Source organism: Methylosinus sp. LW4 (assembly GCF_000379125.1).
GTDB lineage: Bacteria > Pseudomonadota > Alphaproteobacteria > Rhizobiales > Beijerinckiaceae > Methylosinus.
This window is the reverse complement of the sequence record NZ_KB900626.1, coordinates 1,137,942-1,162,810: the sequence shown is the minus strand read 5'-3', so window position 1 is coordinate 1,162,810 and position 24,869 is coordinate 1,137,942. Positions and strand designations below refer to the sequence as shown.

Sequence of the window (24,869 nt, the reverse complement as noted above, 5' to 3'; positions counted from 1 at the left end):
AAGCGCGCCGAGGCAGGCCTGGCGGCAGCCGTCGGCGACGCTCGAAACCGCCGTTTTTCTATAGGCGATTCTCGGCGGCGACGCCAGTTCGCCCCGGCGCGGCGCGCCGCGGTTCTGCTCGAAGAAACACGGGTTTAGAAAAGCTCTTCAAATCTCTTTCGATTCATTTTCGATTCCGGCGTCAGCTCTGCGCCGCGCGCAGCCTGCGTCGCGCGTTCATGACGATCGTCCGCGCGCTGGCGTCGCCGGGCTCCAGCAGTTCCAGCCCGTCGTCCTCGCTCGACTCCCAGGAGTCGGCCACACGTCCCCGAGCCTCGGAATCGACGAGCGCGATCACGCGATTGGACTGCGCCGCCGCCGGCTCTCCCGCGGTCTTGCCGCCACCGAATCGCGCGCGCAGAGCGGCCGCGACCTCGGTCCAGTCCATCGTCTTCGGCTTTTTGGACGCCGCCTTCTTGGCCGCTTCCTGCGGCGCAGCTTCGGCCTTGGGCGCGGTTTCCGCGGCCTTCTTGGCGCGCAACGCGGCAAATTTGGCGAGGAGCGGCTCGAGTTTCGCGCGTGCGGCGGCGAGCATGATGGCGAAGCGGCCAGCCGGCGCCGCTTCGCCCTCTCGCGGGGCGGCGGCTTGGGAGGCGACCGGCTCGGCCGCCTTGGCGACAGCAGGACCACGCCGCAGATATTTCATCACGAGCAGGCCGGCGAGCGCGACAGCGGCGACCAGCGCCTGCCAGAGGGCGAGCGGCGATTCGCTTTCCTCCTGGGCGGGCGGCGCCGCTTCGGCGATCGGCGCGGGAACGGCCTCTGCGGCGGGCGCGTCGCCCTTGGACGCAATAGCGTCGGACGCATCGGCTTTGGGCGCCTCGACGCCGGCCTCGGGCGCGACAATTCGCTCGGCCGAAGGCTCCGCCTGGGGCGCGACGGCGGGCTCCTCTGCCACGACAGGCGATGCGATCCGAGCGGCCGGCGCGGCGGCGCTTTCCGCCTGGGGCGCTGCAGCGGGGGCCGGCTCGGGAGTCTTCGCGGCGACCGGCTCGCTGTCCAAGATCGGAAGCGGCTCGCGCAGGAAGACCGGAACGACCGGCGCCGGCTTCGCCGATTCGGCCGGGGCCGCGACAGCGATCTTGGGCGCCTCGACGGCGGGAGCGGGAGCCGCGGGCCGTTCGGCCGGACGCGCCTCTTTCCCGGGCTTCGCGGCGACGAGCGGCGCGAGATTCACGATGATGTCGTCATAGCCTTTGCCGCTGGGAGCGCCCAGCTCCTCGATTCGCGTGGTTTCGGGCGCAGGGCGCGCATGGGAGCGGCGCGGCTCGGCGGCGGCGCATCCTATATCGGCGGCCGCGGCCGCCAGCATCAGGCCGCCGGCCGAAAGGCGCGTGAACGGCGTGAAATTCGACCTCATCTGCGAGCTCCGCTGGAATGACGAGGCTTCAGCTTGCCTCGCGGAGTTGAACAAAGCCTTAGCATTGCGATTAACAAAGGGTTGCCGCGCTCATTTTGCGACTCGTTCACGACTGGTTCACTGGCTTTGGCCAATGCTCTCGCCCTCGCTTCCCAGTCCGACAGGAGGAAACAAATGAAGCTGAAGCTCGCTTTCATCGCCGTGCTCGCGCTCGCCGGCGTCGCCGCGCCGGCCGCCATGGCCATGCCGCTCGCGCCGCTGTCCGAGGGCGTCGCCATCGCTCCGCTGACCCAGGAGGCCGGCTGGCGCTGCGGCCCCGGCTGGCACGCGGATCCGTGGGGCCGTTGCGTGCCGAATCGCCGCCCGCCGCCGCCCGCCTATGGCCCGCGTCCCGGATACTATCCGCCGGCCTATGGCCCGCGTCCGGGATATGGTCCGCGTCCGGGATTCCGTTGCGGCCCTGGCGCGCATCCCAATCAATGGGGCCGCTGCGTTCCGAACCGCTGGTGACCCGCCGCGGCGCGCAGCGCAAGAAAGCGTTTACCAGCCTCTTGCCGCGCGCCGCGCGAGGTCTTCCCGTCTCACGCGCAAAGTCTTGCCGTTCGTCGGCAAGTCCTGTATGAGCGGCCTTCTCACGTCGACGTCGAGCTTTCGGCGCCGACGTTCGGGGCCTCGTGGCGGAGTGGCTACGCAGAGGACTGCAAATCCTTGTACGGGGGTTCGATTCCCTCCGAGGCCTCCAGCCCCACCCTTCGCTCTTTTCGGCCGGTAAGACGTCTCTTCGGGCCGCTCCAGCAGGAGCGGATAAGCCTCAGAGACGCTCGACGATCAGCGATTTCTCGAGAGCGCCGAGCTTCTCCGGCAGATCGGCGACCGTATCGGCGAGAGCGGCCGCCAGCAGGCTCTCCGCCACCTCGTGCTTATATTCGTCGAACACCAATTCCAGCGCGTCATAGGAGTCGTCCTGAATCGGCCGCGTCAGCGCGATGCTGGCGTGATCGTCGACCGATTGCGCGAGGCGGTCGAAACGCGCGCGGGTCGTCTCCGGCAACATCGATAAGACCGCCCGCTCATAAGCGCCGTCGAACATGTCGCGCAACGCGAGCAGCTCGCGCATCAGCCGATAGAGCTCTATGACCTCGGGGCTGCTGGACGCTCGGAAAAGTTGATCCATAGGAAATCCTACTCTCTTGAATTCAATAATTTCGAGTTCAACCCGGTTCGGAACGCTTGTCAAGGTTGCGTTTTTTCCGGCGCACGCGCATCACGGCGCGGTGACCGGCCGATGATGGCGGCGCTTGATCGCATCGATCTCCTTCAGCATCGCCTTCAGCGCGTCGATCGCCTCGCGTTCCTGTGCCGTGAGCTCGCATTGCGGATGAAAATGCGCGAGCAGAACGGCCATTGCGTCGCCGATGCGGCCGAGCTGCTTGCCATAGCTGCCGACGTCGGCGAGCACGTCCTCCTCCACCTGCGGCGCGCTCGAGCGGCCGAGATTGATGTTGATGAGGCCGAATTGGCCGCCATAGGGGCTGAAGACGGCGGTCCAGGGGTTGATGGTCTGAGCGACGTCGCCCGACAGCGGGAGCTTGAAATTGGCCATGAGAAGCGGAGCCTCGTGAAAAGGAAAGGCCGAGCTTAGCTCTTTTTTACGAATCGGTCAGCGGATGCGTGAGCGGCTCGGCGCGCCGCCGCGATGCGATCCACAGCACCAGCGAGCCGAGCAGAATGGAGGCGGCGGAGCCCGCCAGCACGCCGATCTTGGTGGCGCGCATGGCCGCCTCATCCGCCTCGAAGGCGATCTGGCCGATGAACAGGCTCATTGTGAAGCCGACGCCGCAGAGCACAGAGACGCCATAGAGCTGGACCCAGCCGGTCTTGGGCGGCCGCGAGGCGATTCGCGTCGCCAGGGCCAGAGCGATCGCCGTGAAGACTCCGAGCTGCTTGCCGAGAAAAAGGCCGAGCCCGACGCCGAGCAGAATGGGCGCGCCCGCTGTCGCGAGATCGCCGCCGCCGAGCGCCACGCCCGCATTGGCGAAGCCGAACAGCGGCAGCACGATGAAGGCGACGAATGGCCCGAGCGCATTCTCGAGCCGGTGCAATGGCGTATGCTCCTCCGGGTCCGGCCCGGAGAGACGCAGCGGAATCATGGTCGCCAGCAGCACGCCGGCGAGCGTCGCATGGACGCCGCTGAGCTGCACGAAATGCCAGAGCGCTGCGCCGAGCAGGAGATAGGGCGTGAGAATCGTGACCTCGAAGAGATTGAGGCCGAGCAGCAGGAACAAGGTGACGCCCGCGCCGAGCATGGGCGGAGCCGCCGGATCGCCGGCGTAGAACACGGCTATGATGACGATGGCGCCGAGATCGTCGAGAATGGCGAGCGCGGTGAGAAACACTTTCAGCGCGCCCGGCACGCGGTCGCCCAGCAGCGCCAGCACGCCGAGCGCGAAGGCGATGTCGGTCGCCGAGGGAATCGCCCAGCCGCGCGCCGCCGGCGAATCGGCGTTAAAATAGGCGTAGATCAGCGCCGGCGCGGCCATGCCGCCGAGCGCGCCGACGCCGGGCAGCACGCGCGCGGACCAATGGCGCAAATGGCCGTCGAGCAGCTCGCGCTTGATCTCGAGGCCGACGAGCAGAAAGAAAACCGCCATCAGCCCGTCATTGATCCAATGCAGCAGCGAATGGCCGGCGATCGGCGTCTCCAGCAGGCTGTGATAAGATTCAGCGAATGGCGAGTTGGCCAGCGCGAGCGCCACAGCGGCGCTGGCCATCAGCACGACGCCGCCCGCCGCCTCGCTGGCGAGGAAGCGACGCAGAGTCGAAGGCGCAGCGTGATGCGGATGCTGTTTCATGGCGAGCGCCGCCCAAGATGAGAAGAACGCGCCACACTTGAGCGATTTGTATTGCTCTGGCAAGAAAATCCGGCTCCGCGCGCGAGCCGCCCGAATATGCGTAGGCAGGAGACACAAATGACTCTCTTTCGCGCCATCGGCCTCATGTCGGGCACCTCCATGGACGGCGTGGACATCGCGCTGCTGGACACGGATGGCGAAAAGCGGCTCGACTTCGGCCCGACTAGCTTCCTTCCCTATTCCGAGCAGGATCGTGAGCTGCTTCGCGCCGCCCTCGCCGAGGCGGCCCGCCTCACGGACCGCGCCGCCCGCCCCGGCGCGGTCGGCGCGGCGGAGCGCCTCGTCACGGAGCGTCATGCGGAGGCGGTCGAAGCCTTTTTGCGCGCGGAGAGCCTCGATCCGGCGAGCGTCGATATTCTGGGGTTTCATGGGCAGACGGTTCTGCATCGGCCGCAGAGCCGGCTCACGGTCCAGATCGGCGACGCGCCGGCGCTCGCCGAGCGGCTCGGCGTCGATGTCGCCTATGATTTTCGCGCCGCCGATGTCGCGGCCGGCGGCGAGGGCGCGCCGCTCGTGCCGGCCTATCATCGCGCTCTGGTTGCAGCGAGCGGGATCGATGGGCCGGTCGCCGTCATCAATATAGGCGGGGTCGGCAATGTCACTTTCGTCGATGGCGACGCCGAGCCCCTCGCCTTCGACACCGGTCCCGGCAATGCGCTGATCGACGATTTGATGCTCGCCCGCACCGGCTCGCCAGTCGACCGCGACGGCGCGACCGCCGCCGAGGGCCGCGTCGACGAGGCGATCCTGCAATCCGTGCTGCTTCATCCATATTTTCATAAAACTCCGCCAAAGTCTTTAGACAGAAATGATTTTTCATTTCGTGCGACAGATGAGCTCTCGCTTCGGGATGCGGCCGCGACGCTCACCGCCTTCACTGCGGCGTCCCTCGCCCTCGCCTTCTCGCAGACGCCCTCGGCGCCGCGGCGGGCGATCGTCTGCGGCGGCGGCGCGCATAATCCGACGCTGATGCGCGCGCTCGCCGACCGCCTGCCCTGCCCGGTCGCCACGGCGGCGGAAGTCGGCTGGATGGGCGATGCGATCGAGGCGCAGGCTTTCGCCTTTCTCGCGGTGCGTGTGCTGAAAGGCCTGCCGCTGACCTTCCCTGGAACCACCGGGGCGCCCGGGCCGACCAAGGGCGGCGAGATCGCCGCCGCGCAGCGCAGCCGCCGCGCCATCGGCCGAGGCAACAGATAGCTCCGGCTTTAGTCGCCTCTTTCATTCCGCCTTGAGGGTTTGATCTTCAAATGCGCGATGGGAGAAGGAGCGAAAAATGACCGAGACGATTCAGCGTGACGAGGACGCCGCCGCCTGGCCGAGCCGGCGCAATCTTCTTCTCGGAGCGCTCGGGGCCGTCTCCGCCGGCGTCGGGGCCGCGGTCGCCGAGCAGGTCTGGAAGCGCAAGGACCTCTCGGCCCGCTTCTTCAACACACTGTCGATCGAGGCCTTCGATCTGCCGCCGACGCCGGGGCTGACCTTCGCGGACGGGCGCCCCATGCCGGGCTTCGGCGCCGCCGATCTCGCGAGCAAGCGCTCGCTCCTCTATCTCTGGGCCTCCTACTGCCCCAGCTGCCGCGCCGAGCATCACCTTTTGATGGCGCTGGCGCAAAAAGGCGTCGCCATCTACGGCGCCGATGTGAAGGACGATCCTGCAAACGCCCGCAGCTTTCTCGCCGAGCATGGCAATCCTTTCGTCGCCGTCGGCCAGGACCAGCGCGCCTTTCTGCAGCGGGCGCTCGGCGCGCGCGGCGTTCCGGCGAGCTTCGTGGTGGCGCCCGGCCCCAAGATCGACGTCGCCATCCTCGGCCCGATAGACGAGAGCGCGATCACGACGCGAATTTTGCCGGCGCTGGCGAAAAACGCCTGAGGCGCGCGCGGCGAGCGAAGGCTCTGAGCACATTGCCGAAATTTCATAATATTAAATTTTGTTAACAAGTAGATTTTTCGACTCTTCTACTATATTGCCAAAAATTAACTTGAGATCGGACCGCATAGAGCAGAGCCTTCGCTCGCTCCCGCCGGTTTGCGGCTCGTGTTTTTCGAGAACCGCCCCCGCCTTCCGGCCCGCCCCGGCCCCGTCTCAGCGGATCGTGGGGACGGCGGGAGCGCTATCGAAACCGAGGTCCTGTCCCATGACGAAATCCATCGTCGTGGCGAGCGCGCTCGCGCTCGCCTGCGCTGTCGGTCCGGCTATCGCGGCCGACCTTCCCTCCACCAAAGCGGCGCCCGCCTTCATTCCGCCGCTCGCTCCGCCGCCGCTCTGGACCGGCTTCTACGTCGGTCTCAACGCCGGCTATACATGGTCCAACAGCGACACTGTCGCCCAGAGCTATTGGGACACAGACGCGGCGGGCCTCGGCGCCAATGCGCTCATTGGCAATTTTCCCGCCTCGATCAACGCCAATGTCTCCGGCTTCATCGGCGGCGGCCAGATCGGCTATAATTCCCAGGTCTCAGATAAATTCCTCTGGGGCGTGGAGGCGGACATTCAGGGCGTCGCCACCAGCAGCTCCACGGCCGCGCTCACCGGCGCCTCGGCCTACACCACGCTCTCGCGCGGGATTGATTATATCGGCACGGCGCGCGGGCGGCTCGGCTATCTCGTCACGCCGACTCTGCTCGCCTATGCGACGGGCGGTCTCGCCTATGGCCAGACCAATCTCTCCGCGAGCTATCTCGGCGCGCCGACCATCGTCGCCTCCGATTCCTATTCCGATCTTCGCATCGGCTATGCGGTCGGCGGCGGCCTCGAATGGCTGTTCGCGCCGCGATGGAGCGCCAAGGTCGAATATCTCTATTACGATCTCGGAACCGCCTCGACGCCCGGCGCCGTCTACGCCTACACATCGGCGCTCGGCTCGCAGATCTCGGGCGCGCAATCCTCGACGCGCTTCGATGGCCATATCGCCCGCGCCGGGCTGAACTATCATTTCGACTGGCTCAAGCCGGCGCCGATCGTCGCCAAATTCTGAGCATAAAAAAAGCGCGGCGCCCAGCGCCGCGCTCCGCCGTCGCAGATAGTTCCCGCGATCAATCGCCCCGCGCGGGAATGGCGATGCGGGGCGGATTGCCGAGACGCTTGTCGAGATAGGCGTCGACATGGGCGATCAGCGGCTCGATGCGGTTCTCGAAGAAGTGGTTGGCGCCCTGCACCACCGCATGCTCGATGACGATGCCCTTCTGAGTCTTCAGCTTCTCGATGAGCCCGGTCACTTCCTTCAGCGGCGCGACGCGATCGATGTCGCCGTGAATGAAGAGGCCCGATGACGGGCACGGCGCGAGAAACGAGAAATCGAAGCGATTGGCCGGCGGCGCGACCGAGACGAAGCCCTCGATCTCCGGCCGGCGCATCAGCAATTGCATACCGATCCAGGAGCCGAAGGAGACGCCGGCGATCCAGCAGGCGCGCGCCTCGGGATTGACGGCCTGCGCCCAATCGAGCGCCGCGGCCGCGTCGGAGAGCTCGCCCGCGCCATGATCGAAAGAGCCCTGGCTGCGGCCGACGCCGCGGAAATTGAAACGCAGGACGGAGAAGCCGCGCTCGGCGAAAGCGTAATAGAGGTTGTAGACGATCTGATTGTTCATCGTGCCGCCGAATTGCGGATGCGGATGCAGGATGATGGCGATCGGCGCGCCGCGCTGCGCCGATTGATGAAAGCGGCCTTCGAGCCGGCCGGCGGGGCCGGTGAAAATGACCTCGGGCATGAAGTTCCTCGTCTCCCCCGCGCGAAAAACGCGCTTTTTTCGTCGGGCTGTTTTCGCCGGCGCCGAAAATGCGTTATGCTCCAGCTGGAGCGCCCCTTGCCGGGCGTCCACGCGTCCGGCGCGCGCCGAACCCGCGGCTCATTTTCGGCCGAGCGGGCCTTCTAGCATGTGTGACGGCGCTCATTGCAAGAGTTTTGAAGGGTCGCGGCGCATTCTCGCCCCGCCGATCCATAGCTCGGCTGCATGCGGCGTTTCGCGAAGGGTCGAGAATTCTTGGTCGATGTCGTTCCTTGTCCCGCTCCGCTCGAGATCGAGGCTTCGCTGGCGAGGACGGCCAAAAGCCGCGATCCGGGCCTCGACTTCATCAAAGGGATTTTGATCCTCCTCGTCGTCTTCGGCCATTCGATCCAATGGATCGTCCATGCGGGAACGGAAGACTATTGGGACGACGGGCTGTTTCGGGCCATCTATCTCTTTCATATGCCGGCCTTCATCGCCGTCTCCGGCTATCTCGCCGCGCGACGGATCGACGCCGCGACGCGTCTCGAGCAACTCCTCTTTCGCCGCACGTTGCCTCTGCTCCTCGCAATGGCGGTCTGGGCGGGAATTTTGGCCTGGCCCAACCTCGCGCGCGCCTACGTCGGCCTAGAGACCCATTTCCGCTCGGATGTGTGGAGGGATTTTCGCGGCTCCTTTTGGTTCCTATGGGCTGTCGTCGTCGGCTCCGCCGGAGCCTTCGCCGCGACGCGGTTCGGAGCCTATGAGCGCGCGGCGCTGCTGCTGATCGCGGCCGCGCTGCTGCTGGCGCCGCTGCCCGACTTTCCGCCCTCGGCCATTCGCTACACGGCCGCCTTCTATCTTATCGCCTTTCTCGCCGGACGCGCCGGCGTGACGATCCGCGCTATCCCGCCCCACGTCGCCGTAGCGGCCGGGGCGGCGGCTGCAGTCGGATGGCTGTTCTGGACGCCGGACACCTACATCTACAACAATGGCTTCGCCTATTGGCGGCCCGGCGTCGCCGGCCAATTGGCGCTGATGCTGCCGGTCTCTGTCGCAGCGACGCTGGCCTTTCTGCGCGGGGCGGTCGCCCTGCACGACAGGATCGCGCCATCGGCGGCGGCGCGGATCGTGATCGCCATCGGCGGAATGACGCTGGAAATCTATCTCGCGCAGACAGTGGCGTTTCGCGCGAGCTCGCTGCTGCCCGAATTCGCCGCCGGCTATCTCGACGCGGCGGCGGCGACCGCGGTCATCGTCGCGGGGACGGCGACGCTCGTCGCCCTCTCCCGGCGCCTTCCGGGCGGCGAGCTGCTATGGGGACGCCTGCCGGCTCTCCCATTCCGCGCGCGGAACGATTAGCTTCACATCATGTCCGCCCTGCGCGCCTATCTCGACCATAACGCCACCACGCCGCTGCGACCCCAGGCGCGCGACGCCATGCTCGCGGCGCTGGCGACGCTCGGCAATCCCTCCTCCATCCATGCCGAAGGCCGCGCCGCCCGGGCGCTGATCGAGGCTGCGCGCGGGCAGATCGCCGCGGGACTTGGGACGAAATCGCGCAATGTCGTCTTCACGTCCGGCTCGACCGAGGCCGCCAATCTGATTTTGACGCCTTTCTTACAACGAGACCAAACTACGGCGGAGATCGATCTGCTGCTCCTCGGCGCCGGCGAGCATCCGGCGGTTCTGGCCGGCCATCGCTTCCCCGCCGCGCGCGCCGAGACCATAGGGCTCGACCCGGAGGGCGCGCTGTCGCTCGACGCGCTGGCCGATACGCTGCAGCGCAACAAAGGCAGACGAATTCTGCTCGCCCTGCAGGCCGCCAACAATGAGACCGGGGCCATTCAGCCGGTCGCCGCGGCGGCCGATCTCGTCCATGCGGCCGGCGGGCTTCTCGTCTGCGACGCCACGCAGGCGGTCGGCCGGCTGGAGACCACATTCGCGGCCCTGCGGGCCGATGCATTGTTCTTTTCCTCACATAAGATCGGGGGCCCCATGGGCGCCGGCGCTCTGGCGCTCGCGGAGGACCGCCTCCATATCAGAGAGGCGCTTCTGCGCGGCGGCGGCCAGGAGGGCGGACGCCGCGCCGGCACCGAGAATGTGGCCGCCATCGCCGGCTTCGCCGCGGCTTTCGCAGTCGCGAAAGACAGCATGGCGGTGGAGGCCGAAAGGCTCGGCGCGCTGCGCGACCGGCTAGAGGCGAAAATCGCGGAAATCTGGCCGGAAGCCCTGTTTCTCGGCGCAAAAGGCCCGAGGCTCGCCAATACCTCGGCCTTTCTGACCCCAGGGCAGAAGGCGCAGACCTTGCTGATGGCGCTGGACGTCGAAGGGGTCGCCCTCTCCTCCGGCTCGGCCTGCTCCTCGGGCAAGGTGAAAGCCTCCCATGTGCTCGCCGCCATGGGGCTAGAGGACAAAGCCGCGCTCAGGGCGAGCTTGGGTTGGAGTTCGACCGCGGAGCATGTAGATTTGTTTGGTATCGCTTTTGCAGGGGTCGCGAAGAGGATCAGGGCGCGGCGGACGGCCGCCTGAAGGGCGGCTTCGGCGGCTCTAATTTCGGCCGGCGGGCCTTGAACCCGTCGAGACGAGGAGAGGACACATGGCGGCTCGCCAGGAGACGGTGGCGCGCGTCGAAGAAATCGACGTCGACGCATATAAATACGGCTTCACCACCGATATCGAATCCGAAAAGGCCCCGAAGGGCCTCAGCGAGGATATCGTCCGCTTCATTTCGGCGAAGAAGAACGAGCCAGAATGGCTGACCGAGTGGCGGCTCGAGGCCTATCGGCGCTGGCTGACGATGGAGGAGCCCAAATGGGCTCGCGTCGACTATCCCGCGATCGACTATCAGGACCTCTATTACTATTCCGCGCCGAAATCGACGCCCGGCCCCAAGTCGCTGGACGAGGTCGATCCCGAACTGCTGCGCACCTATGAGAAGCTCGGCATTCCGCTGCGCGAGCAGGAGGCGCTCGCCGGCGTCGAGCAGCGCAAGGTCGCCGTGGACGCGGTGTTCGACTCGGTCTCGGTGGCGACGACCTTCCGCGAGGAGCTGTCCAAGGCCGGCGTGATCTTCTGCCCGATCTCGGAAGCGGTGCGCGAGCATCCCGAGCTGGTGCGCAAATATCTCGGCTCAGTCGTGCCGGTGACGGATAATTTCTACGCCACGCTGAACTCCGCCGTCTTCTCGGACGGGTCCTTCGTCTACATCCCGCCGGGCGTGCGCTGCCCGATGGAGCTGTCGACCTATTTCCGCATCAATGAGAAGAACACGGGACAGTTCGAGCGCACGCTCATCATCGCCGACGCCGGCTCCTATGTCAGCTATCTCGAAGGCTGCACGGCGCCCAAGCGCGACGAGAACCAGCTGCACGCCGCCGTGGTCGAGCTCGTCGCTCTCGACGACGCCGAGATCAAATATTCGACGGTGCAGAACTGGTATCCGGGCGACAGCGAGGGCAAGGGCGGCATCTACAATTTCGTCACCAAGCGTGGCGATTGCCGCGGCAAGAACTCGCATATCTCCTGGACGCAGGTGGAGACGGGCTCTGCGGTGACGTGGAAATATCCGTCCTGCATTCTGCGCGGCGACAATTCGCAAGGCGAGTTCTATTCGATCGCAGTGTCGAACGGCTATCAGCAGGTCGACAGCGGCACGAAGATGATCCACCTCGGCAAGAACACCAAGAGCCGCATCATCTCCAAGGGCATCTCCGCCGGCAATTCGCAGAACACCTATCGTGGTCAGGTGTCGGCGCATCGCAAGGCGGAAGGCGCGCGCAATTTCACAAATTGCGACAGCCTGCTCATCGGCGACAAATGCGGCGCGCATACCGTGCCCTATCTCGAGTCGAAGAACGCTTCCGCCGTGTTCGAGCATGAGGCGACGACGTCGAAGATCTCCGATGACCAGCTGTTCTACTGCATGCAGCGCGGCCTTTCCGAAGAAGAGGCGACGGCGCTCATCGTCAATGGTTTCGTGCGCGACGTTCTGCAGAAGCTGCCCATGGAATTCGCAGTGGAAGCGCAGAAACTGATCGCAGTCAGCCTCGAAGGCAGCGTCGGTTGACGTATCGATGAGCAAAGAGGCGCTCTGCGTTTTTTGAGCGCCTCTTTACGAGGCAGGCGAGCGACGAAACGGCCCACAAAGAGCGGCCCCCGAATTGCAACGTCCCTCGCAAGACAGCGAACAGCCAACAGGACGAGACCATGATCGAAATCAAGAATCTCCACGTCTCCATCGGCGAGCGCAAAATTCTCGACGGGCTGAACCTCACGGTGAAGGACGGCGAGGTGGCGGCCATCATGGGGCCGAACGGCACCGGCAAATCCACGCTCTCCTATGTCATCTCCGGCCGCGAGGGCTATGACGTCACCGAGGGCGAGGTGCTGCTCGACGGCGAGAATATTCTGGGCCTCGAGCCGCATGAGCGCGCCGCCAAGGGCGTGTTCCTCGCTTTCCAATATCCGGTCGAGATTCCGGGCGTCGCGACGATGACCTTCCTCAAGGCCGCCGTGAACGCGCAGCGTCGCTCGCGCGGCGAGGAAGAGCTGCAGACGCCGGACTTCATGAAGCTGATCCGCGAGGCGTCCACCAAGCTCGGCATCAACATGGACATGCTGAAGCGCGCGCTGAACGTCGGCTTCTCCGGCGGCGAGAAGAAGCGCATGGACATTCTGCAGATGAGCCTGCTGCAGCCCAAGTTCGGCATTCTCGACGAGACCGACTCCGGCCTCGACATCGACGCTCTGCGCATCGTCTCCGAGGGCGTGAACGCGTTGCGCTCGCCGAACCGCGGCTTCCTCGTCATCACGCATTATCAGCGCCTGCTCGACTACATCAAGCCGGACACTGTGCATGTGATGGCCAAGGGCAAGATTCAGAAAACCGGCGGCCCGGAGCTCGCGCTCGAGCTCGAGAAGAGCGGCTATCGCGATTATGTCGGCGAAGCGGCGTGAGGGTGAGATCATGACCGTGCAGGCGATCGACAAGAAGAGCGAGGCCGAGACGGCCTTCGCCGGCGCCTTCGAGGCGATGAAGGGCAAGGGCGCGCCCGCGTTGCGCCAGGCCTCGTGGGAGTTCTTCACGCGTAAAGGGTTGCCGACGCGTCGCGTCGAGGCGTGGCACTACACCGATCTGCGCGCCTCTCTGCGCACAGTGGCTCCTCTCGGAGCGCCGGGCGCCGTCACTCTGCCGCCGGCGAGCCTCGGCCGCGTGCGTCTCGTCGTCGCCGACGGCGCTTTCCGTCCCGATCTGTCCGATGTCGCCTCTCTGCCGGCCGGCGTCGAGCTCGCCTCTCTCGCCGACGTCCTCACCAAGGAGGACGCTTCCGTCCTCACGGCGCTGGGTCTGCCGGAGAACGCCGGCGCCGATGCGGTGGTCGCGCTCAATGCGGCGCTGATGCAGGACGGCGTGGTTCTGCGCGTCGCTCCGGCGACGGAAGTGGCGAAGACGATCGAAATATTGCTGGTCTCCACCGGCGACGAGGCGCGCTCCTCCTTCACACGCTCTCTGGTCGTCGTCGGCGACGGCGCCAAGGCGAAGATCGTCGAGACGTCGCTCGCCCTCGCGCCTTCCGGCGCGCAGGAGAATCACGTTCTCGCTTTCGCGATCGGCGCCGGCGCCGAGGTCGAGCATATCGCCGACGTCGGCCCGCAGTCGGAAGCGGCGATACGGCTGTTCAGCCTGCTCGTCACCGCGCAAGCGAAGGCGTCGTTCAAATCACTCGGCTTCGTCGAAGGCGGCGGCTTGGTGCGCCGGCAAATCTTCGCGCGGCTCGCCGGCGAGGAGGCGAGCGTCGCGCTCGACGGAATTTCCCTGCTCGGCGGCAAGGACCATGCGGATACGACGCTCGTCGTCGAGCACGCCGCGGCCCATTGCCAGAGCCGTGAGCGTTTCCGCAGCGTGCTCGACGGCCAATCGACCGGCGTGTTCCAAGGCAAGGTGGTGGTGCGCCCGGGCGCGCAGAAGACTGACGGCTCCATGCAGTCGCGGGCTCTGCTGCTCAGCGAGAACGCCACGATGAACAATAAGCCGGAGCTGGAGATTTTCGCCGACGACGTCGTTTGCGGCCATGGCGCCACTTGCGGACGTCTCGACGCCGACCAGCTCTTCTATCTGGTGGCGCGCGGCCTGCCCAAGCATGAGGCCGAGGCGCTGCTGATCGAAGGCTTCGCCGGCGAGATCGTCGAGGCGCTCGGCGAGGAAGCGGTGCGCGACGTCTATTTCGAGCGCATCCGCAGCTGGCTCGGCAAGCGAGGGGGAGCGAAGTGAACCAGCCGCTCTTGGCCGAGGCCACGCCCGCCTATGACGTCGAGGCGATCCGCCGCGACTTTCCGATCCTGGCCGAAAAGCCCTATGGCAAGGATCTCGTCTATCTCGACAACGCCGCCTCGGCGCAGAAGCCGCGACAGGTGATCGAGCGCATCTCCCAGGTCTACGAGCACGAATACGCCAATGTGCATCGCGGCCTGCATTATCTCGCCAATGCGGCGACCGACGCCTATGAGGGCGCGCGCGAGACCTTGCGCCGCTTCCTCAACGCCGGCGAGCGCGAGGAGATCATCTTCACGCGCGGCGCGACGGAGGCGATCAATCTCGTCGCCTCCTCTTTCGGCCTCGCCAATATCGGCGAGGGCGACGAGATCATCCTCTCGATCATGGAGCATCACTCCAACATCGTGCCCTGGCATTTCCTGCGCGAGCGCAAGGGCGCGGTGCTGAAATGGATCGAGACCGACGATGACGGCGTCTTCTCGCTCGAGGATTTCGAGAAGCTCATCACGCCGAAGACGAAGATCGTCGCGCTGACGCATATGTCCAATGTGCTGGCGGCGCCGACGCCGATCGCCGATATCGTGCGCATCGCTCATTCTCATGGCGTGCCGGTGCTCGTCGACGGCTCGCAGGGCGCGGTGCATCTCGATGTCGACGTGCGCGCGCTGGACGTCGATTTCTACATCATCACCGGCCATAAGCTCTATGGGCCGACCGGCATCGGCGCTCTCTATGGCAAGCGCGAGTGGCTGGAAAAGCTGCCGCCCTTCGCCGGCGGCGGCGAGATGATCGAGACGGTCACGCGCGACTATGTGACCTACAACACGCCGCCGCATCGCTTCGAGGCCGGCACGCCGCCGATCGTGCAGGCGGCGGGGCTCGGCGCGGCGCTCGAATATATGCAGAAGATCGGCCGCCCGGCGATCCGCGCCCATGAGGCCGATCTCACCGCCTATGCGCATGAGCGCCTCTCGGTTATACCGGGGCTTCGAATCTTCGGTCACGCCAAGGACAAAGGACCGATCGTCGCTTTCGACATGCCGGAGGCCCATGCCCACGACATAGCGACCGTCATCGACCGCTCTGGCGTCGCTGTGCGCGCCGGAACCCATTGCGCCATGCCGCTGTTGCAGCGCTTCAACGTCACCTCCACCTGCCGCGCCTCTTTCGCAATGTATAATACGCGCGACGAGGTCGACCGCCTGGCGGAAGCGCTGCTGAAAGCGAAGGCGCTGTTTTCTTGATAAGGAGACAGAATCGTGACCAAGACCGATGACGCGGTGGAGCCGCAGGAAGTCGTGACCGGTCGGGAGCTGACGCGGGAGGAGCATCAGCCCCTGCCCGCGGGCCGGTCCAAGGAAGATGTCGAGCGGCTGACGCAAGGCATCATCGCCGCGCTGAAGACCGTGCAGGACCCCGAGATTCCTGCCGATATTTTCGAGCTCGGCCTCATCTACAATATCGATATCACGCCCGAGGACGTCGTCTATATCGACATGACATTGACCGCGCCGGGCTGCCCCGTCGCTGGCACGATCGTCGAGCAGGTGCAGAGCTCGGTGAGCTTGGTGCCGGGCGTGATGGCCGTGATCGTCAAGCTCGTCTTCGAGCCGCCATGGGATCAGAGCCGCATGTCGGACGAAGCCCGCATGACGCTCGACATGTGGTGAGAATGAGGAGAGCCGATGGAAGCGCCCGCGCCGAAAATCGACGGGTGTCTCGAGACGGCTCTCTATGTCGAGGATTTGGCGCGCGCCTCGCGTTTTTATGAGGATGCGCTGGGCCTCGAGCCCATGTTCTCCGATCCGCGGCTGATCGCCTATGATTGCGGACCGCGCAGCGTGCTTCTACTGTTCGCGCGGGAAGCAATGGGCGAGGCGGTGGTTCTGCCGGGGGGCGAAATACCGCCGCACGAAGGTCGCGGGCGCTTGCATTTCGCGCTCGCGATCCGGCCCGAGGATTTCGGCCTGTGGGAGCGACGGCTCGCGGAGAAGAATGTGCCGATCGAGGCGCGGATGGAGTGGCCGCGCGGCGGGCGGAGCCTCTATTTCCGCGATCCAGACGACAATCTCGTCGAGCTGGCGACGCCGGGCATATGGAAGAATTATTGATCGCGACGTCGAGCCGCGCATCCACGCGGCGGACGAAGGGATGTAGGGAGCGAACAGATGAACGTCATGAGCCTCAGCGACTCCGCGGCGGAGCGCGTGCGCGGCCTGCTCGCCGGCGCCGAGAACCCCAATATCGGCCTGCGCATCTGGGTGGAGAAGAGCGGCTGCGCCGGCATGGCCTATAAGATGGAGCTGGCCGAGCCCGCGCCCGGCGACGAGGTGATCGAGGAAAAAGGCGCGCGCGTCATCGTCGCCGGCCAGGCGGTCATCTATCTGCTCGGCACGCGCATGGATCTCGACGTGCAGCAATTCTCGTCGAGCTTCGTGTTCCAGAACCCGAACCAGACCTCGGCCTGCGGCTGCGGCGAGAGCGTCGAGCTCAACCCGGTCGATCCGAGCGTCGCGGAAAAGCATGTGGCCGGCTGAGCCCGGGAATCAGATGCGAGCCTGAAGGCTCGCGGTCCAATGTGCGCCCTGGACCGTGAGCCTTCAGGCTCTCTATCGGCCGGCCGGTCCGCAAAACGGATTGCGCCGGGCCGCGTAAGGCGCTAGGCCGCAGGCTCGAAATCGAGCGCGGGATATCGCAATGGCGGCAGGACAAAAAGGTCTCACTTACGCCCAGGCCGGCGTCGACATAGACGCCGGAAATCGGCTGGTGGACCTCATCCGTCCCGCCGTGCGCGCGACGCGCCGTCCGGGCGCGGATGGCGAGATCGGCGGCTTCGGCGGCCTCTTCGACCTCAAGGCGGCGGGCTTTTCCGATCCGGTGCTGGTCGCCGCCAATGACGGCGTCGGCACCAAGATCAAGATCGCCATAGAATCGGGCCTCCACGGCACGATCGGCGTCGATCTCGTCGCAATGTGCGTCAACGATCTCGTCGTGCAGGGCGCCGAGCCCCTGTTCTTCCTCGACTATTATGCGAGCGGCAAGCTCGAGCCGGATGCGGCGGCCGCCGTCGTCTCGGGGATCGCCGCCGGCTGCGTCGAGGCCGGCTGCGCGCTGCTCGGCGGCGAGACGGCGGAAATGCCGGGTCTTTACTCCAAGGGCGACTATGATCTCGCCGGTTTCGCCGTCGGCGCCGCCGAGCGCTCCCGCCTGCTGCCGCGCGCCGAGGTGAAGGAAGGCGATCTCCTCTACGGCCTGCCCTCCTCCGGCGCCCATTCCAACGGCTTCTCGCTCATCCGCCGCATCGTCGCCGAGTCGGGCCTCGCCTGGGACGCCCCCGCGCCCTTCGCCGCCGGGCAGACGCTGGCCGAGGCGCTGCTCACGCCGACGCGCATCTATGTGAGGCCGCTGCTGGCGGCGCTGAAGCGCAGCGAGAAAATCCTCGCCCTCGCCCATATCACTGGCGGCGGCTTTCCCGACAATCTGCCGCGCGTGCTGCCCAAGGGCCTCGGCGCCGCGCTCGATCTCGGCGCATTTCGGCCGCCGCCTGTCTTCTCCTGGCTCGCGCTGACGGGCGGCGTCGCGGAAGCCGAAATGCTGCGGACCTTCAACTGCGGAATCGGCATGGTCGTGGTGGTGGCCGAGGATGGCGCGGAGGAAGCCGTGGCGGCGCTGCGCGAGGCCGGCGAGACGCCGATCGCCATTGGCGAGATCACATCGGCGGGCGACGGGCCGCGCGTCGTCACGCGCGGGACGCTGCCGCTGTGAGCCGGCGGCAGCGCACAGCGATCCTCATTTCCGGGCGCGGCTCCAATATGGACGCGCTGATCGAGGCGGCCCGCGCGCCGGATTTTCCGGCCGAGATCGCGCTGGTCGTCTCCAATCGCCCGGAGGCCGCAGGCCTCGCCAAGGCCAAGGCGGCGGGAATCGCCGTCGCCGCGGTCGATCACAAAATCTACGCCGGCCGCGAGGAGTTCGAGCGCTCGCTGCAGATCGTGCTGGAGACGCACAGAATCGAATTTCTCTGCCTCGCCGGCTTCATGCGGCTGCTGACGCCATGGTTCATCGGCCAATGGCGTGGGCGCATGCTCAATATTCACCCGGCGCTGCTGCCGTCATTTCGCGGCCTGCACACGCATGAGCGAGCGCTCGCCGATGGCGTGAAAATCCACGGCTGCACCGTGCATTTCGTGGTTCCAGAAATGGACGAAGGGCCGATCGTCGCCCAATCCGCGGTCGCCGTGCTCGATTCCGACACGCCCGACAGTCTCGCGGCGCGCGTGCTCGAGCAGGAGCATCTGCTCTATCCGCGCGCCTTGCGGCTCGTCGCCTCCGGCGCCGTCAGAGTCGAGGGCAATCGCGTTGTCGGCGCGAGCGCGTCGCCACAGCCGGCGCTCGCCGTCCCCTCCCCCGGCTGATCCTGCCGCGGACATCCGGCGCCCGGGCGAAAGCCATGGCCGAAGGGATAGGACGCGCCGCCCTTGCAGGGGCTCGGAAGCGCGAACCAGCAGAGATAGACGCCGATAGCCAAAAGCTTTGCGAGGCCGAGCGCGCCGTCGAAGGGCGTCGCTACGAGCAGAATCGTGAGCGCCAGCAAGCCTGCCGCCATCGCCCCCCAATAGACCCAGCGTTTCGTCATCAGATTGCCCTTGCCGCCGTCATGCGGATCAGCCCCAATGTTAACGCAAAGATACGAGACTTACTAATCTTTGTCGGTCACGAATATGATCTTTGCAGTTTCTCGATCATATTCTCGAAGCGGCTTCCGCAGAGAGGTTTCGACAATGATAAAATTATACTCGTTCGGCCCTTATTTCGGCCTCCCGGATGCAAGCCCCTTTGTGCTCAAGACCATGGCGCTACTGAAATTCGCCGGACTTCGCTATGTCGAGGATCATTCCGGCTTCGGCCGCGCGCCCAAGGGCAAGCTGCCCTTCATCGACGACGAGGGGACCATCGTCGCCGATTCCACCTTCATCCGCCTCTATCTCGAAAAAACCTATGGCATAGATTTCGACGCCGGCCTCACGCCCGAGCAGCGCGCCGCCGGCTGGGCGATCGAGAAAATGCTGGAGGAGCATTATTACTGGCTGCTGGTGCAGGCGCGCTGGATCGACGACGGCAATTTCGCGCGCGGGCCGGCGCAATTCTTCTCGCGCGCGCCAGCGATCGTGCGACCGCTGGCCAAAGCGCTGATCCGCAAGAAGATCGCCCGCACGCTCACGGCGCAGGGACTCGGCCGTCATACGAATGAGCAGCTCGCCGAGCTCGGGCGGCGCGACATAGACGCGCTCTCCACCCTGCTCGGCGACAAGCCCTATCTCTTCGGCGCGGCGCCGAGCGCGGCGGACGCCGCCGCCTTCGCCATGGTGACGGAGACGCTGGTGTCCGAGCTCGTGTCGCCGCTCCGCGATGCGGTGGCGAGCAAGCCAAATCTCGTCGCTTATCGCGACCGGCTGCTCGCCGCCTATTTTCCGAGCTATGCCGCCGGCTGACTCAGCCGACGATCTCATTGCCGGAGAAGAACTGCGGGATCTCGATCGCCGCCGTCTCCGGCGCGTCGGAGCCATGCACGGAATTCTCGCCGATAGAGACGGCGAATTCCTTGCGGATCGTGCCCGGATCGGCGCTGGCCGGATTGGTCGCGCCCATGACGGCGCGATATTTGGCGATGGCGCCCTCGCCTTCCAGAACCTGGACGACGACCGGGCCGGAGGTGATCGATTCGATCAGCTCGCCGAAGAAGGGGCGCTCCTTATGGACGCCATAGAAGGTCTCGGCCTGCGCGCGCGTCAGCTGGATGCGCTTCTGCGCCACGATGCGGAGCCCAGCGTCCTCGATGAGGGCGTTGATCTTGCCGGTAAGATTACGCTTGGTGGCGTCCGGCTTGATGATGGAGAATGTGCGTTCGATCGCCATGGGCGCGTCGTCTCGTCGAGTTCGAGGATGGGATTTTAGATCGCGGCGCTTATAGCCGTCGGCCGGACGCCCGGCAACCCGGCGCGAACGGCGACAATTTTCCATTCGGCCGCAACCGCGCGGCCTCGCGGCGAATTGCCCCTGGCGGCGAGCGCTGATATGGCCAGAATTGCTCGCTTCATCGCTTCTATTTGAGAGGAACGCCCGGACATGCCTTTCACGCCGCGCCCGCTCGTCGCCGGAAATTGGAAAATGAACGGGCTTACGGCGTCGCTCGGCGAGATCGAAACCATCGCCGCGCGCTATGACGCCGCCTTGCGCGACAAGGTCGAGCTGGCGATCTGCCCGCCCGTCATTCTGCTGGAGCGCGCGGCCCGCATTCTCGCCGGCGCGAAAATCGCGCTCGGCGGGCAGGACTGCCACGAAAAGCCGAGCGGCGCGCATACGGGCGATATTTCCGCCGAAATGCTAGCCGACGCCGGCGCGTCTTACGTGATCGTCGGCCATAGCGAGCGGCGCGCCGATCATGGCGAGGGCGATGCGCTCATCCGCGCCAAGGCGCAGGCCGCTCTGCGCGCCGGGCTCACGCCCATCGTCTGCGTCGGCGAGACGCGCGCCGAGCGCGACGCCGGCCGCGCATCCGCGATCGTCGAAGCGCAGCTGGGCGGCTCGCTGCCGCAAAGCGTCGCGCCGGATCATATCGTCGTCGCCTATGAGCCCGTATGGGCGATCGGCACCGGCCTCACGCCGACGCCTCTCGACGTCGCGCAAATGCACGCCGCCATCCGCGCCCGGCTCACCGCCCTCTTCGGCGCCGGCGCAGAGGCGACGCGCATTCTCTATGGCGGCTCGGTGAAGCCCGCCAACGCCGCCGAGCTGCTACGCGTGAAAAATGTCGATGGCGCGCTCGTCGGCGGCGCCTCTTTGACTGCGAAGGAGTTTCTGGAAATCGCCGAAATCTATCGCTGACCGGCGATAGTCTCGCAATCGTTTCGCGATAGAGTCTCGGCGCGTAAGGGCGTCTTCGTCACTTTTTCATTCGCCTTTCATTGCTCGCGAGGAGATTTTCAATGTCCTACACGCTCATCGTCGCGACCTTCGTCGTCACCACATCGCAGGCCGCCGGCGCAGTGGCGACCAACGCCATTCCCGGCTACGCCACGGAGGAGAAATGCGTCGAGGCCGCGCGCAAGCTGCAGCCGCGCGCTTCTCTCGGCATAGCCGCGGAAGGCAAGGAAAACGGCACGCCGCTGAACACGCGCATGACCGGATATTCGGGACTTTGCGTGCCGGCGCCGTGAGGCCGTCAAGGGCGCGCCGCGAACCGCGGCGACGTGAGGAGTAAGAGAAAGCAATGGTCTCCTGTCCCTTCTGCTCGACGCATTCGCTCGCGCTCCTCGGCGAGAACGGGCTTGCTTTCGCGATTCGAGACAAGTTCCCGGTGCGCCCTCTCCATTCGCTGATCGTCACGAAGCGGCATGTCTCCGACATTTTCGAAGCGACCTCCGACGAACGTGAAGCGTTGCATCGGCTCGCCGCCGAAGTCCGCGCAGCGATCCGCCTCGAAGATCCGACAGTCGAAGGATTCAATTTCGGCTCGAATATCGGGATCGCCGCGGGGCAGAAAATCTTTCATGCGCACATCCATTTGATTCCTCGACGCTCGGGGGATACGCCGCCGCCTGCGGCGCAACCGGCCAATAGAACGCCGGCGCATCGCGGTTGACACCCTGCCCCGCTCCGCTTAACTCTGCCGCCATGACCCTCGTCCGCACTGCGCGCTACTACTGGTATTTTAGCTATCCTGCGCCGGCGGCGACGGGAGGCGAGCGCGTGTGAGCAAAAGACGCGAAGCCTGAAAACCCCGAGAGCCGCCAGTCCCGCTGGCGGCTTTTTTGTTCCGCCGGCGTGACGCAAAATAAAAAAAGGAACCCGCCGTGCCGACAGAGACCGACGACCTTCGCATCGTCAAGATCACCGAATTGAGCCCGCCCGCCGAGATCATGCGCGAGCTTCCGCGCAGCGAGAAGGCGAGCGCCGTCGTGCTCGGCGCGCGCGCCGCCCTGCGCGAGATTTTGCGCGGACGCGACGATCGCCTCGCCGTCGTCATCGGCCCCTGCTCGGTCCATGACCCCGACGCCGCGCTGGAATACGCCCGCCTGCTCGCCGAGGCCAAGCGCGAGCTCGGCGACCGGCTCGAGATCATCATGCGCGTCTATTTCGAGAAGCCGCGCACCACGGTGGGCTGGAAGGGCCTCATCAATGATCCGCGTCTCGATGGCAGCTTCGACATAGAGGCCGGCCTGCGCCTCGCGCGGCGGCTGCTGCTCGAGGTCAATGAGCTCGGCCTGCCCGCCGGCTGCGAGTTCCTCGACATGACGACGCCGCAATATATCGCCGATCTCGTCGGCTGGGGCGCGATCGGCGCGCGCACCACCGAGAGCCAGGTGCATCGCGAGCTCGCCTCCGGCCTCTCCTGCCCGGTCGGCTTCAAAAACGGCACCGACGGCAATGTGCGCATCGCGCTCGACGCCGTGCTCTCCGCGTCGCAGCCGCATCATTTCCTCGCCGTCACCAAGGACGGCCGCTCCGCCATCGCCTCCACCAGCGGCAATGAGGACTGCCACATTATTCTGCGCGGCGGAAAGACGCCCAATTACGACGCCGCCAGCGTCGACACCGCCGCCAAGGAGGCGGAGAAATCGCGCGTCTCCCCCTATCTGATGATCGACGCCTCCCACGCCAACAGCAGCAAGAAGCCCGAGAATCAGCCCGCCGTCGTCGAGGATGTGGCGCGGCAGATCGAGGCCGGCGAACGGCGCATCATCGGCCTGATGATCGAGAGCCATCTCGTCGCCGGACGGCAGGATATCGTCGCCGGCAAGCCGCTGGTCTATGGCCAGAGCGTCACCGACGGCTGCATCGACTGGGCGACCTCGCTCGCCGCGCTGCGCCGGCTCGCCGCCGCCGTGGGGCAGCGGCGCGCCTCGGGCGGAGCGTCCACGGGTCTGGCCGCGAGCGCCTGACCCCGCGACGATCCGCCGCAGCGCCCTGGGACCGCCCCATATGCGACACAATTAGGGCGCGACGGCGGGAGCGGGGCTCGGCCCGCCTGCGAGAGGAGTTGACGTCATGGAAATTTCTCTGGAACAGGCCGTCGAGATACATGCGCGCGCGCTCACCCGCCGGCTACGGCGGGACGCGCCCACCAATGCGCGCGCGCGCGCCGCCGATCTGCAAACGGCAGGCGACAGCGACGGCCATGGCGTTTGGCTTCGCGTCGCCGAGACCGCCGAGCGTCTGCTGAGCGAGAAGGACCGCGCCGAGGCTGCGCTGAATAGGTAGATTCCACGATAGGAACTGTCACAAAAGGTCATCGTCGTCGGTTTAGCGCTCTGCGGCAGAAACGAGTCGTGGAGCCGACCGATGATGCAGATCGCCGAAATGCTGGCGCCGAGCGGCCTCGATCCCTTGCCGCTCGCCCGGGTCGCCCCTTCGAAGGCGCATGAGCGGACGCTGGCCAGCTATCTCCTCAACCGCCATCGCGGAGCCGCCGCCGTGCGCGATATTCTCATCGCGGATATTCGCGGCTTCGTCGATCTCGGCCAATCGCGCGCAGCCGCCGATCTTCTGGTCGTGCTGAGCATGCTGCTGGCGCGCTGGCCGGAGACGCGCCGGCGCGCGCCGCGTCCGCTGGCCTGGGACGCGACGGCGCCTTCGCCCCACGACGTCTGAGCCCGAGCCGGCGAATCAGGCGCGCGGCTCCGCTTCGAGCGCGCGCGTCAGCTCGCCGATGATGCGCTCGACCAGCGCATTCTCGGCGTCGAAATAGGCGCGCTCCTCGCGCTCCAGCTCATCGAACTCGTCGGGCTCGCAAATCTCCTTGCGAATGTCGCAGAGCCGCTCGAAGCGTCGGCGCAGGCTACCGACCAGCGCCTCGGCGTCGCTGCGCGCCAGGGTGAGCATGATATCCCGCTCCATCTCCTCCTCCCCTCTCGTCGCTCCCGCCCTCTCGCCAGAAATGGCGTGCGACGCGCGGGCGCGCAATGAAACGTCGCGCCCGCGCGCGGGAAAAGGATTGAAGCTTCTGCGGTCAACGCCAGTTAGAGCAAAACTTTTCTCGCCCGCCGGACTCGGGCCGAAGCGAAAGGATGGCTCCCCATGGAACGTCGCGAATTCGTCGCCGCCGCCGTCGGCGCGGCCGCCGCCCTCTCCGCCACGCGCGCGCTGGCCGAGGATCGCACCGCCGATCCGCATGCCGGGCACATGATGCACGGGCCGAAATTTCAGGCGCTGATGAAGACCAGCGCCGAATGTGTCTCCACCGGCAATGAATGCCTGCGCCATTGCTTCGGCATGTTGTCGATGAACGACGCCAGCATGGCCGGCTGCACCAAGGCCGCCTATGATCTCGTCTCCGCCTGCGCCGCGCTCGAATCGCTGGCGGCGGTGAACTCGACCTTCACGCCGACGCTGGCGAAGGCGGTGGGCGATATTTGCATGGCCTGCAAGAAGGAATGCGACCGCTTCCCGCAATATTCGGAATGCAAGGCCTGCGGCGACTCCTGCAAGGCCTGCGCGGACGAATGCCGCAAGGTCTCCGTCTAGAGCGCTTTCCGATCGAACGGAATCGTTCGATCGATCAGAATTCGCTCCCACGCGA

The 24,869-nt window shown here is 66.0% G+C and carries 30 protein-coding genes and 1 tRNA gene; 24 read left to right on the top strand and 7 right to left on the bottom strand.

Annotated features, from left to right (window positions below):
• Positions 1–181 precede the first annotated feature (181 nt).
• Positions 182–1,399 (bottom strand): hypothetical protein, encoded by a 1,218-nt coding sequence (locus METLW4_RS26325; RefSeq protein ID WP_018265288.1) that lies wholly within the window; start codon positions 1,397–1,399, stop codon positions 182–184.
• A gap of 174 nt (positions 1,400–1,573) precedes the next feature.
• Here METLW4_RS26325 and METLW4_RS28255 point away from each other — a divergent pair, with 174 nt between their 5' ends.
• A complete protein-coding gene (locus METLW4_RS28255) occupies positions 1,574–1,909 on the top strand; it encodes a GCG_CRPN prefix-to-repeats domain-containing protein (protein ID WP_018265287.1) in 336 nt (111 codons plus the stop codon).
• Between the two features lie 158 nt (positions 1,910–2,067).
• Positions 2,068–2,141, top strand: a tRNA-Cys gene (locus tag METLW4_RS0105930).
• A gap of 69 nt (positions 2,142–2,210) precedes the next feature.
• Here the strand turns inward: METLW4_RS0105930 and METLW4_RS0105925 are convergent.
• The 3 genes from METLW4_RS0105925 to nhaA all read right to left on the bottom strand — a co-directional run bounded on the left by METLW4_RS0105925 (position 2,211) and on the right by nhaA (position 4,251).
• The gene (locus METLW4_RS0105925) at positions 2,211–2,573 is read right to left on the bottom strand and encodes a hypothetical protein (RefSeq protein WP_018265286.1); all 363 of its coding nucleotides are present in this window, start codon (positions 2,571–2,573) and stop codon (positions 2,211–2,213) included.
• A 90-nt stretch (positions 2,574–2,663) separates the two neighbouring features.
• Positions 2,664–3,002 (bottom strand): hypothetical protein, encoded by a 339-nt coding sequence (locus METLW4_RS0105920; protein WP_018265285.1) that lies wholly within the window; start codon positions 3,000–3,002, stop codon positions 2,664–2,666.
• Between the two features lie 46 nt (positions 3,003–3,048).
• Positions 3,049–4,251 (bottom strand): Na+/H+ antiporter NhaA, encoded by a 1,203-nt coding sequence (gene nhaA, locus METLW4_RS0105915; RefSeq protein WP_043331736.1) that lies wholly within the window; start codon positions 4,249–4,251, stop codon positions 3,049–3,051.
• A 117-nt stretch (positions 4,252–4,368) separates the two neighbouring features.
• On the opposite strand from nhaA, the gene METLW4_RS0105910 reads away from it, so the two are divergent.
• The 3 genes from METLW4_RS0105910 (at position 4,369) to METLW4_RS0105900 (ending at position 7,283) form a co-directional block, all read left to right on the top strand.
• On the top strand, positions 4,369–5,508 hold the full coding sequence (locus METLW4_RS0105910) for an anhydro-N-acetylmuramic acid kinase (protein ID WP_018265283.1): 1,140 nt from the start codon (positions 4,369–4,371) through the stop codon (positions 5,506–5,508).
• 76 nt (positions 5,509–5,584) lie between these two features.
• Entirely contained in the window at positions 5,585–6,178 is a 594-nt protein-coding gene (locus METLW4_RS0105905; protein WP_018265282.1) for a redoxin family protein, read from the top strand.
• Between the two features lie 265 nt (positions 6,179–6,443).
• Positions 6,444–7,283, top strand: a complete 840-nt coding sequence (locus METLW4_RS0105900; protein WP_018265281.1) for an outer membrane protein — start codon at positions 6,444–6,446, stop codon at positions 7,281–7,283.
• Positions 7,284–7,341: 58 nt separating this feature from the next.
• Here the strand turns inward: METLW4_RS0105900 and METLW4_RS0105895 are convergent, their stop codons facing one another.
• Positions 7,342–8,016: an alpha/beta hydrolase gene (locus tag METLW4_RS0105895; RefSeq protein WP_018265280.1), complete on the bottom strand. Its 675-nt coding sequence runs from the start codon at positions 8,014–8,016 to the stop codon at positions 7,342–7,344.
• 273 nt (positions 8,017–8,289) lie between these two features.
• Here METLW4_RS0105895 and METLW4_RS0105890 point away from each other — a divergent pair, with 273 nt between their 5' ends.
• The 12 genes from METLW4_RS0105890 to METLW4_RS0105830 all read left to right on the top strand — a co-directional run bounded on the left by METLW4_RS0105890 (position 8,290) and on the right by METLW4_RS0105830 (position 19,782).
• Complete coding sequence (locus METLW4_RS0105890; RefSeq protein ID WP_157234924.1) at positions 8,290–9,375, top strand: acyltransferase family protein; 1,086 nt, start codon at positions 8,290–8,292, stop codon at positions 9,373–9,375.
• A 9-nt stretch (positions 9,376–9,384) separates the two neighbouring features.
• Positions 9,385–10,545 (top strand): cysteine desulfurase family protein, encoded by a 1,161-nt coding sequence (locus tag METLW4_RS0105885; protein ID WP_018265278.1) that lies wholly within the window; start codon positions 9,385–9,387, stop codon positions 10,543–10,545.
• A gap of 67 nt (positions 10,546–10,612) precedes the next feature.
• On the top strand, positions 10,613–12,082 hold the full coding sequence (gene sufB / locus METLW4_RS0105880; RefSeq protein ID WP_018265277.1) for a Fe-S cluster assembly protein SufB: 1,470 nt from the start codon (positions 10,613–10,615) through the stop codon (positions 12,080–12,082).
• A gap of 140 nt (positions 12,083–12,222) precedes the next feature.
• Positions 12,223–12,972: a Fe-S cluster assembly ATPase SufC gene (sufC, locus tag METLW4_RS0105875; RefSeq protein ID WP_018265276.1), complete on the top strand. Its 750-nt coding sequence runs from the start codon at positions 12,223–12,225 to the stop codon at positions 12,970–12,972.
• A complete protein-coding gene (gene sufD, locus METLW4_RS0105870; protein ID WP_018265275.1) occupies positions 12,953–14,287 on the top strand; it encodes a Fe-S cluster assembly protein SufD in 1,335 nt (444 codons plus the stop codon). Before sufC ends, sufD begins: the two co-directional genes overlap by 20 nt.
• Positions 14,284–15,534, top strand: a complete 1,251-nt coding sequence (locus METLW4_RS0105865; protein WP_018265274.1) for a cysteine desulfurase — start codon at positions 14,284–14,286, stop codon at positions 15,532–15,534. Before sufD ends, METLW4_RS0105865 begins: the two co-directional genes overlap by 4 nt.
• Before the next feature lie 15 nt (positions 15,535–15,549).
• Complete coding sequence (locus METLW4_RS0105860; RefSeq protein WP_018265273.1) at positions 15,550–15,960, top strand: iron-sulfur cluster assembly protein; 411 nt, start codon at positions 15,550–15,552, stop codon at positions 15,958–15,960.
• Between the two features lie 15 nt (positions 15,961–15,975).
• Complete coding sequence (locus METLW4_RS0105855; RefSeq protein WP_018265272.1) at positions 15,976–16,401, top strand: VOC family protein; 426 nt, start codon at positions 15,976–15,978, stop codon at positions 16,399–16,401.
• A gap of 57 nt (positions 16,402–16,458) precedes the next feature.
• Positions 16,459–16,827 carry a HesB/IscA family protein gene (locus METLW4_RS0105850; protein ID WP_018265271.1) on the top strand — a complete coding sequence of 123 codons (369 nt, stop codon included), beginning with the start codon at positions 16,459–16,461 and terminating at the stop codon, positions 16,825–16,827.
• A gap of 160 nt (positions 16,828–16,987) precedes the next feature.
• Positions 16,988–18,055, top strand: a complete 1,068-nt coding sequence (gene purM, locus METLW4_RS0105845) for a phosphoribosylformylglycinamidine cyclo-ligase (RefSeq protein ID WP_018265270.1) — start codon at positions 16,988–16,990, stop codon at positions 18,053–18,055.
• On the top strand, positions 18,052–18,705 hold the full coding sequence (purN, locus tag METLW4_RS0105840; protein ID WP_018265269.1) for a phosphoribosylglycinamide formyltransferase: 654 nt from the start codon (positions 18,052–18,054) through the stop codon (positions 18,703–18,705). The genes purM and purN overlap by 4 nt, the downstream gene beginning before the upstream one ends.
• Positions 18,706–19,071: 366 nt before the next feature.
• Positions 19,072–19,782 carry a glutathione S-transferase family protein gene (locus METLW4_RS0105830; protein ID WP_018265268.1) on the top strand — a complete coding sequence of 237 codons (711 nt, stop codon included), beginning with the start codon at positions 19,072–19,074 and terminating at the stop codon, positions 19,780–19,782.
• Position 19,783: 1 nt separating this feature from the next.
• Here METLW4_RS0105830 and ndk read toward each other — a convergent pair whose 3' ends face one another.
• Positions 19,784–20,206, bottom strand: a complete 423-nt coding sequence (gene ndk / locus METLW4_RS0105825; protein ID WP_018265267.1) for a nucleoside-diphosphate kinase — start codon at positions 20,204–20,206, stop codon at positions 19,784–19,786.
• Between the two features lie 210 nt (positions 20,207–20,416).
• Here ndk and tpiA point away from each other — a divergent pair, with 210 nt between their 5' ends.
• From tpiA to METLW4_RS24115, 6 genes are all read left to right on the top strand, one after another.
• Complete coding sequence (gene tpiA / locus METLW4_RS0105820; protein WP_018265266.1) at positions 20,417–21,175, top strand: triose-phosphate isomerase; 759 nt, start codon at positions 20,417–20,419, stop codon at positions 21,173–21,175.
• A gap of 101 nt (positions 21,176–21,276) precedes the next feature.
• Positions 21,277–21,507, top strand: a complete 231-nt coding sequence (locus METLW4_RS0105815) for a hypothetical protein (RefSeq protein WP_018265265.1) — start codon at positions 21,277–21,279, stop codon at positions 21,505–21,507.
• Positions 21,508–21,560: 53 nt separating this feature from the next.
• The gene (locus tag METLW4_RS0105810) at positions 21,561–21,932 is read left to right on the top strand and encodes an HIT family protein (protein WP_018265264.1); all 372 of its coding nucleotides are present in this window, start codon (positions 21,561–21,563) and stop codon (positions 21,930–21,932) included.
• Positions 21,933–22,143: 211 nt separating this feature from the next.
• A complete protein-coding gene (locus tag METLW4_RS0105805) occupies positions 22,144–23,232 on the top strand; it encodes a 3-deoxy-7-phosphoheptulonate synthase (RefSeq protein WP_018265263.1) in 1,089 nt (362 codons plus the stop codon).
• Positions 23,233–23,338: 106 nt separating this feature from the next.
• A complete protein-coding gene (locus METLW4_RS0105800; RefSeq protein WP_018265262.1) occupies positions 23,339–23,551 on the top strand; it encodes a hypothetical protein in 213 nt (70 codons plus the stop codon).
• Positions 23,552–23,632: 81 nt separating this feature from the next.
• Complete coding sequence (locus METLW4_RS24115) at positions 23,633–23,941, top strand: hypothetical protein (protein ID WP_018265261.1); 309 nt, start codon at positions 23,633–23,635, stop codon at positions 23,939–23,941.
• A 15-nt stretch (positions 23,942–23,956) separates the two neighbouring features.
• Here the strand turns inward: METLW4_RS24115 and METLW4_RS0105790 are convergent, their stop codons facing one another.
• On the bottom strand, positions 23,957–24,187 hold the full coding sequence (locus METLW4_RS0105790; protein ID WP_018265260.1) for a hypothetical protein: 231 nt from the start codon (positions 24,185–24,187) through the stop codon (positions 23,957–23,959).
• 180 nt (positions 24,188–24,367) lie between these two features.
• On the opposite strand from METLW4_RS0105790, the gene METLW4_RS0105785 reads away from it, so the two are divergent.
• Positions 24,368–24,814 carry a four-helix bundle copper-binding protein gene (locus tag METLW4_RS0105785; RefSeq protein ID WP_018265259.1) on the top strand — a complete coding sequence of 149 codons (447 nt, stop codon included), beginning with the start codon at positions 24,368–24,370 and terminating at the stop codon, positions 24,812–24,814.
• Positions 24,815–24,869 lie beyond the last annotated feature (55 nt).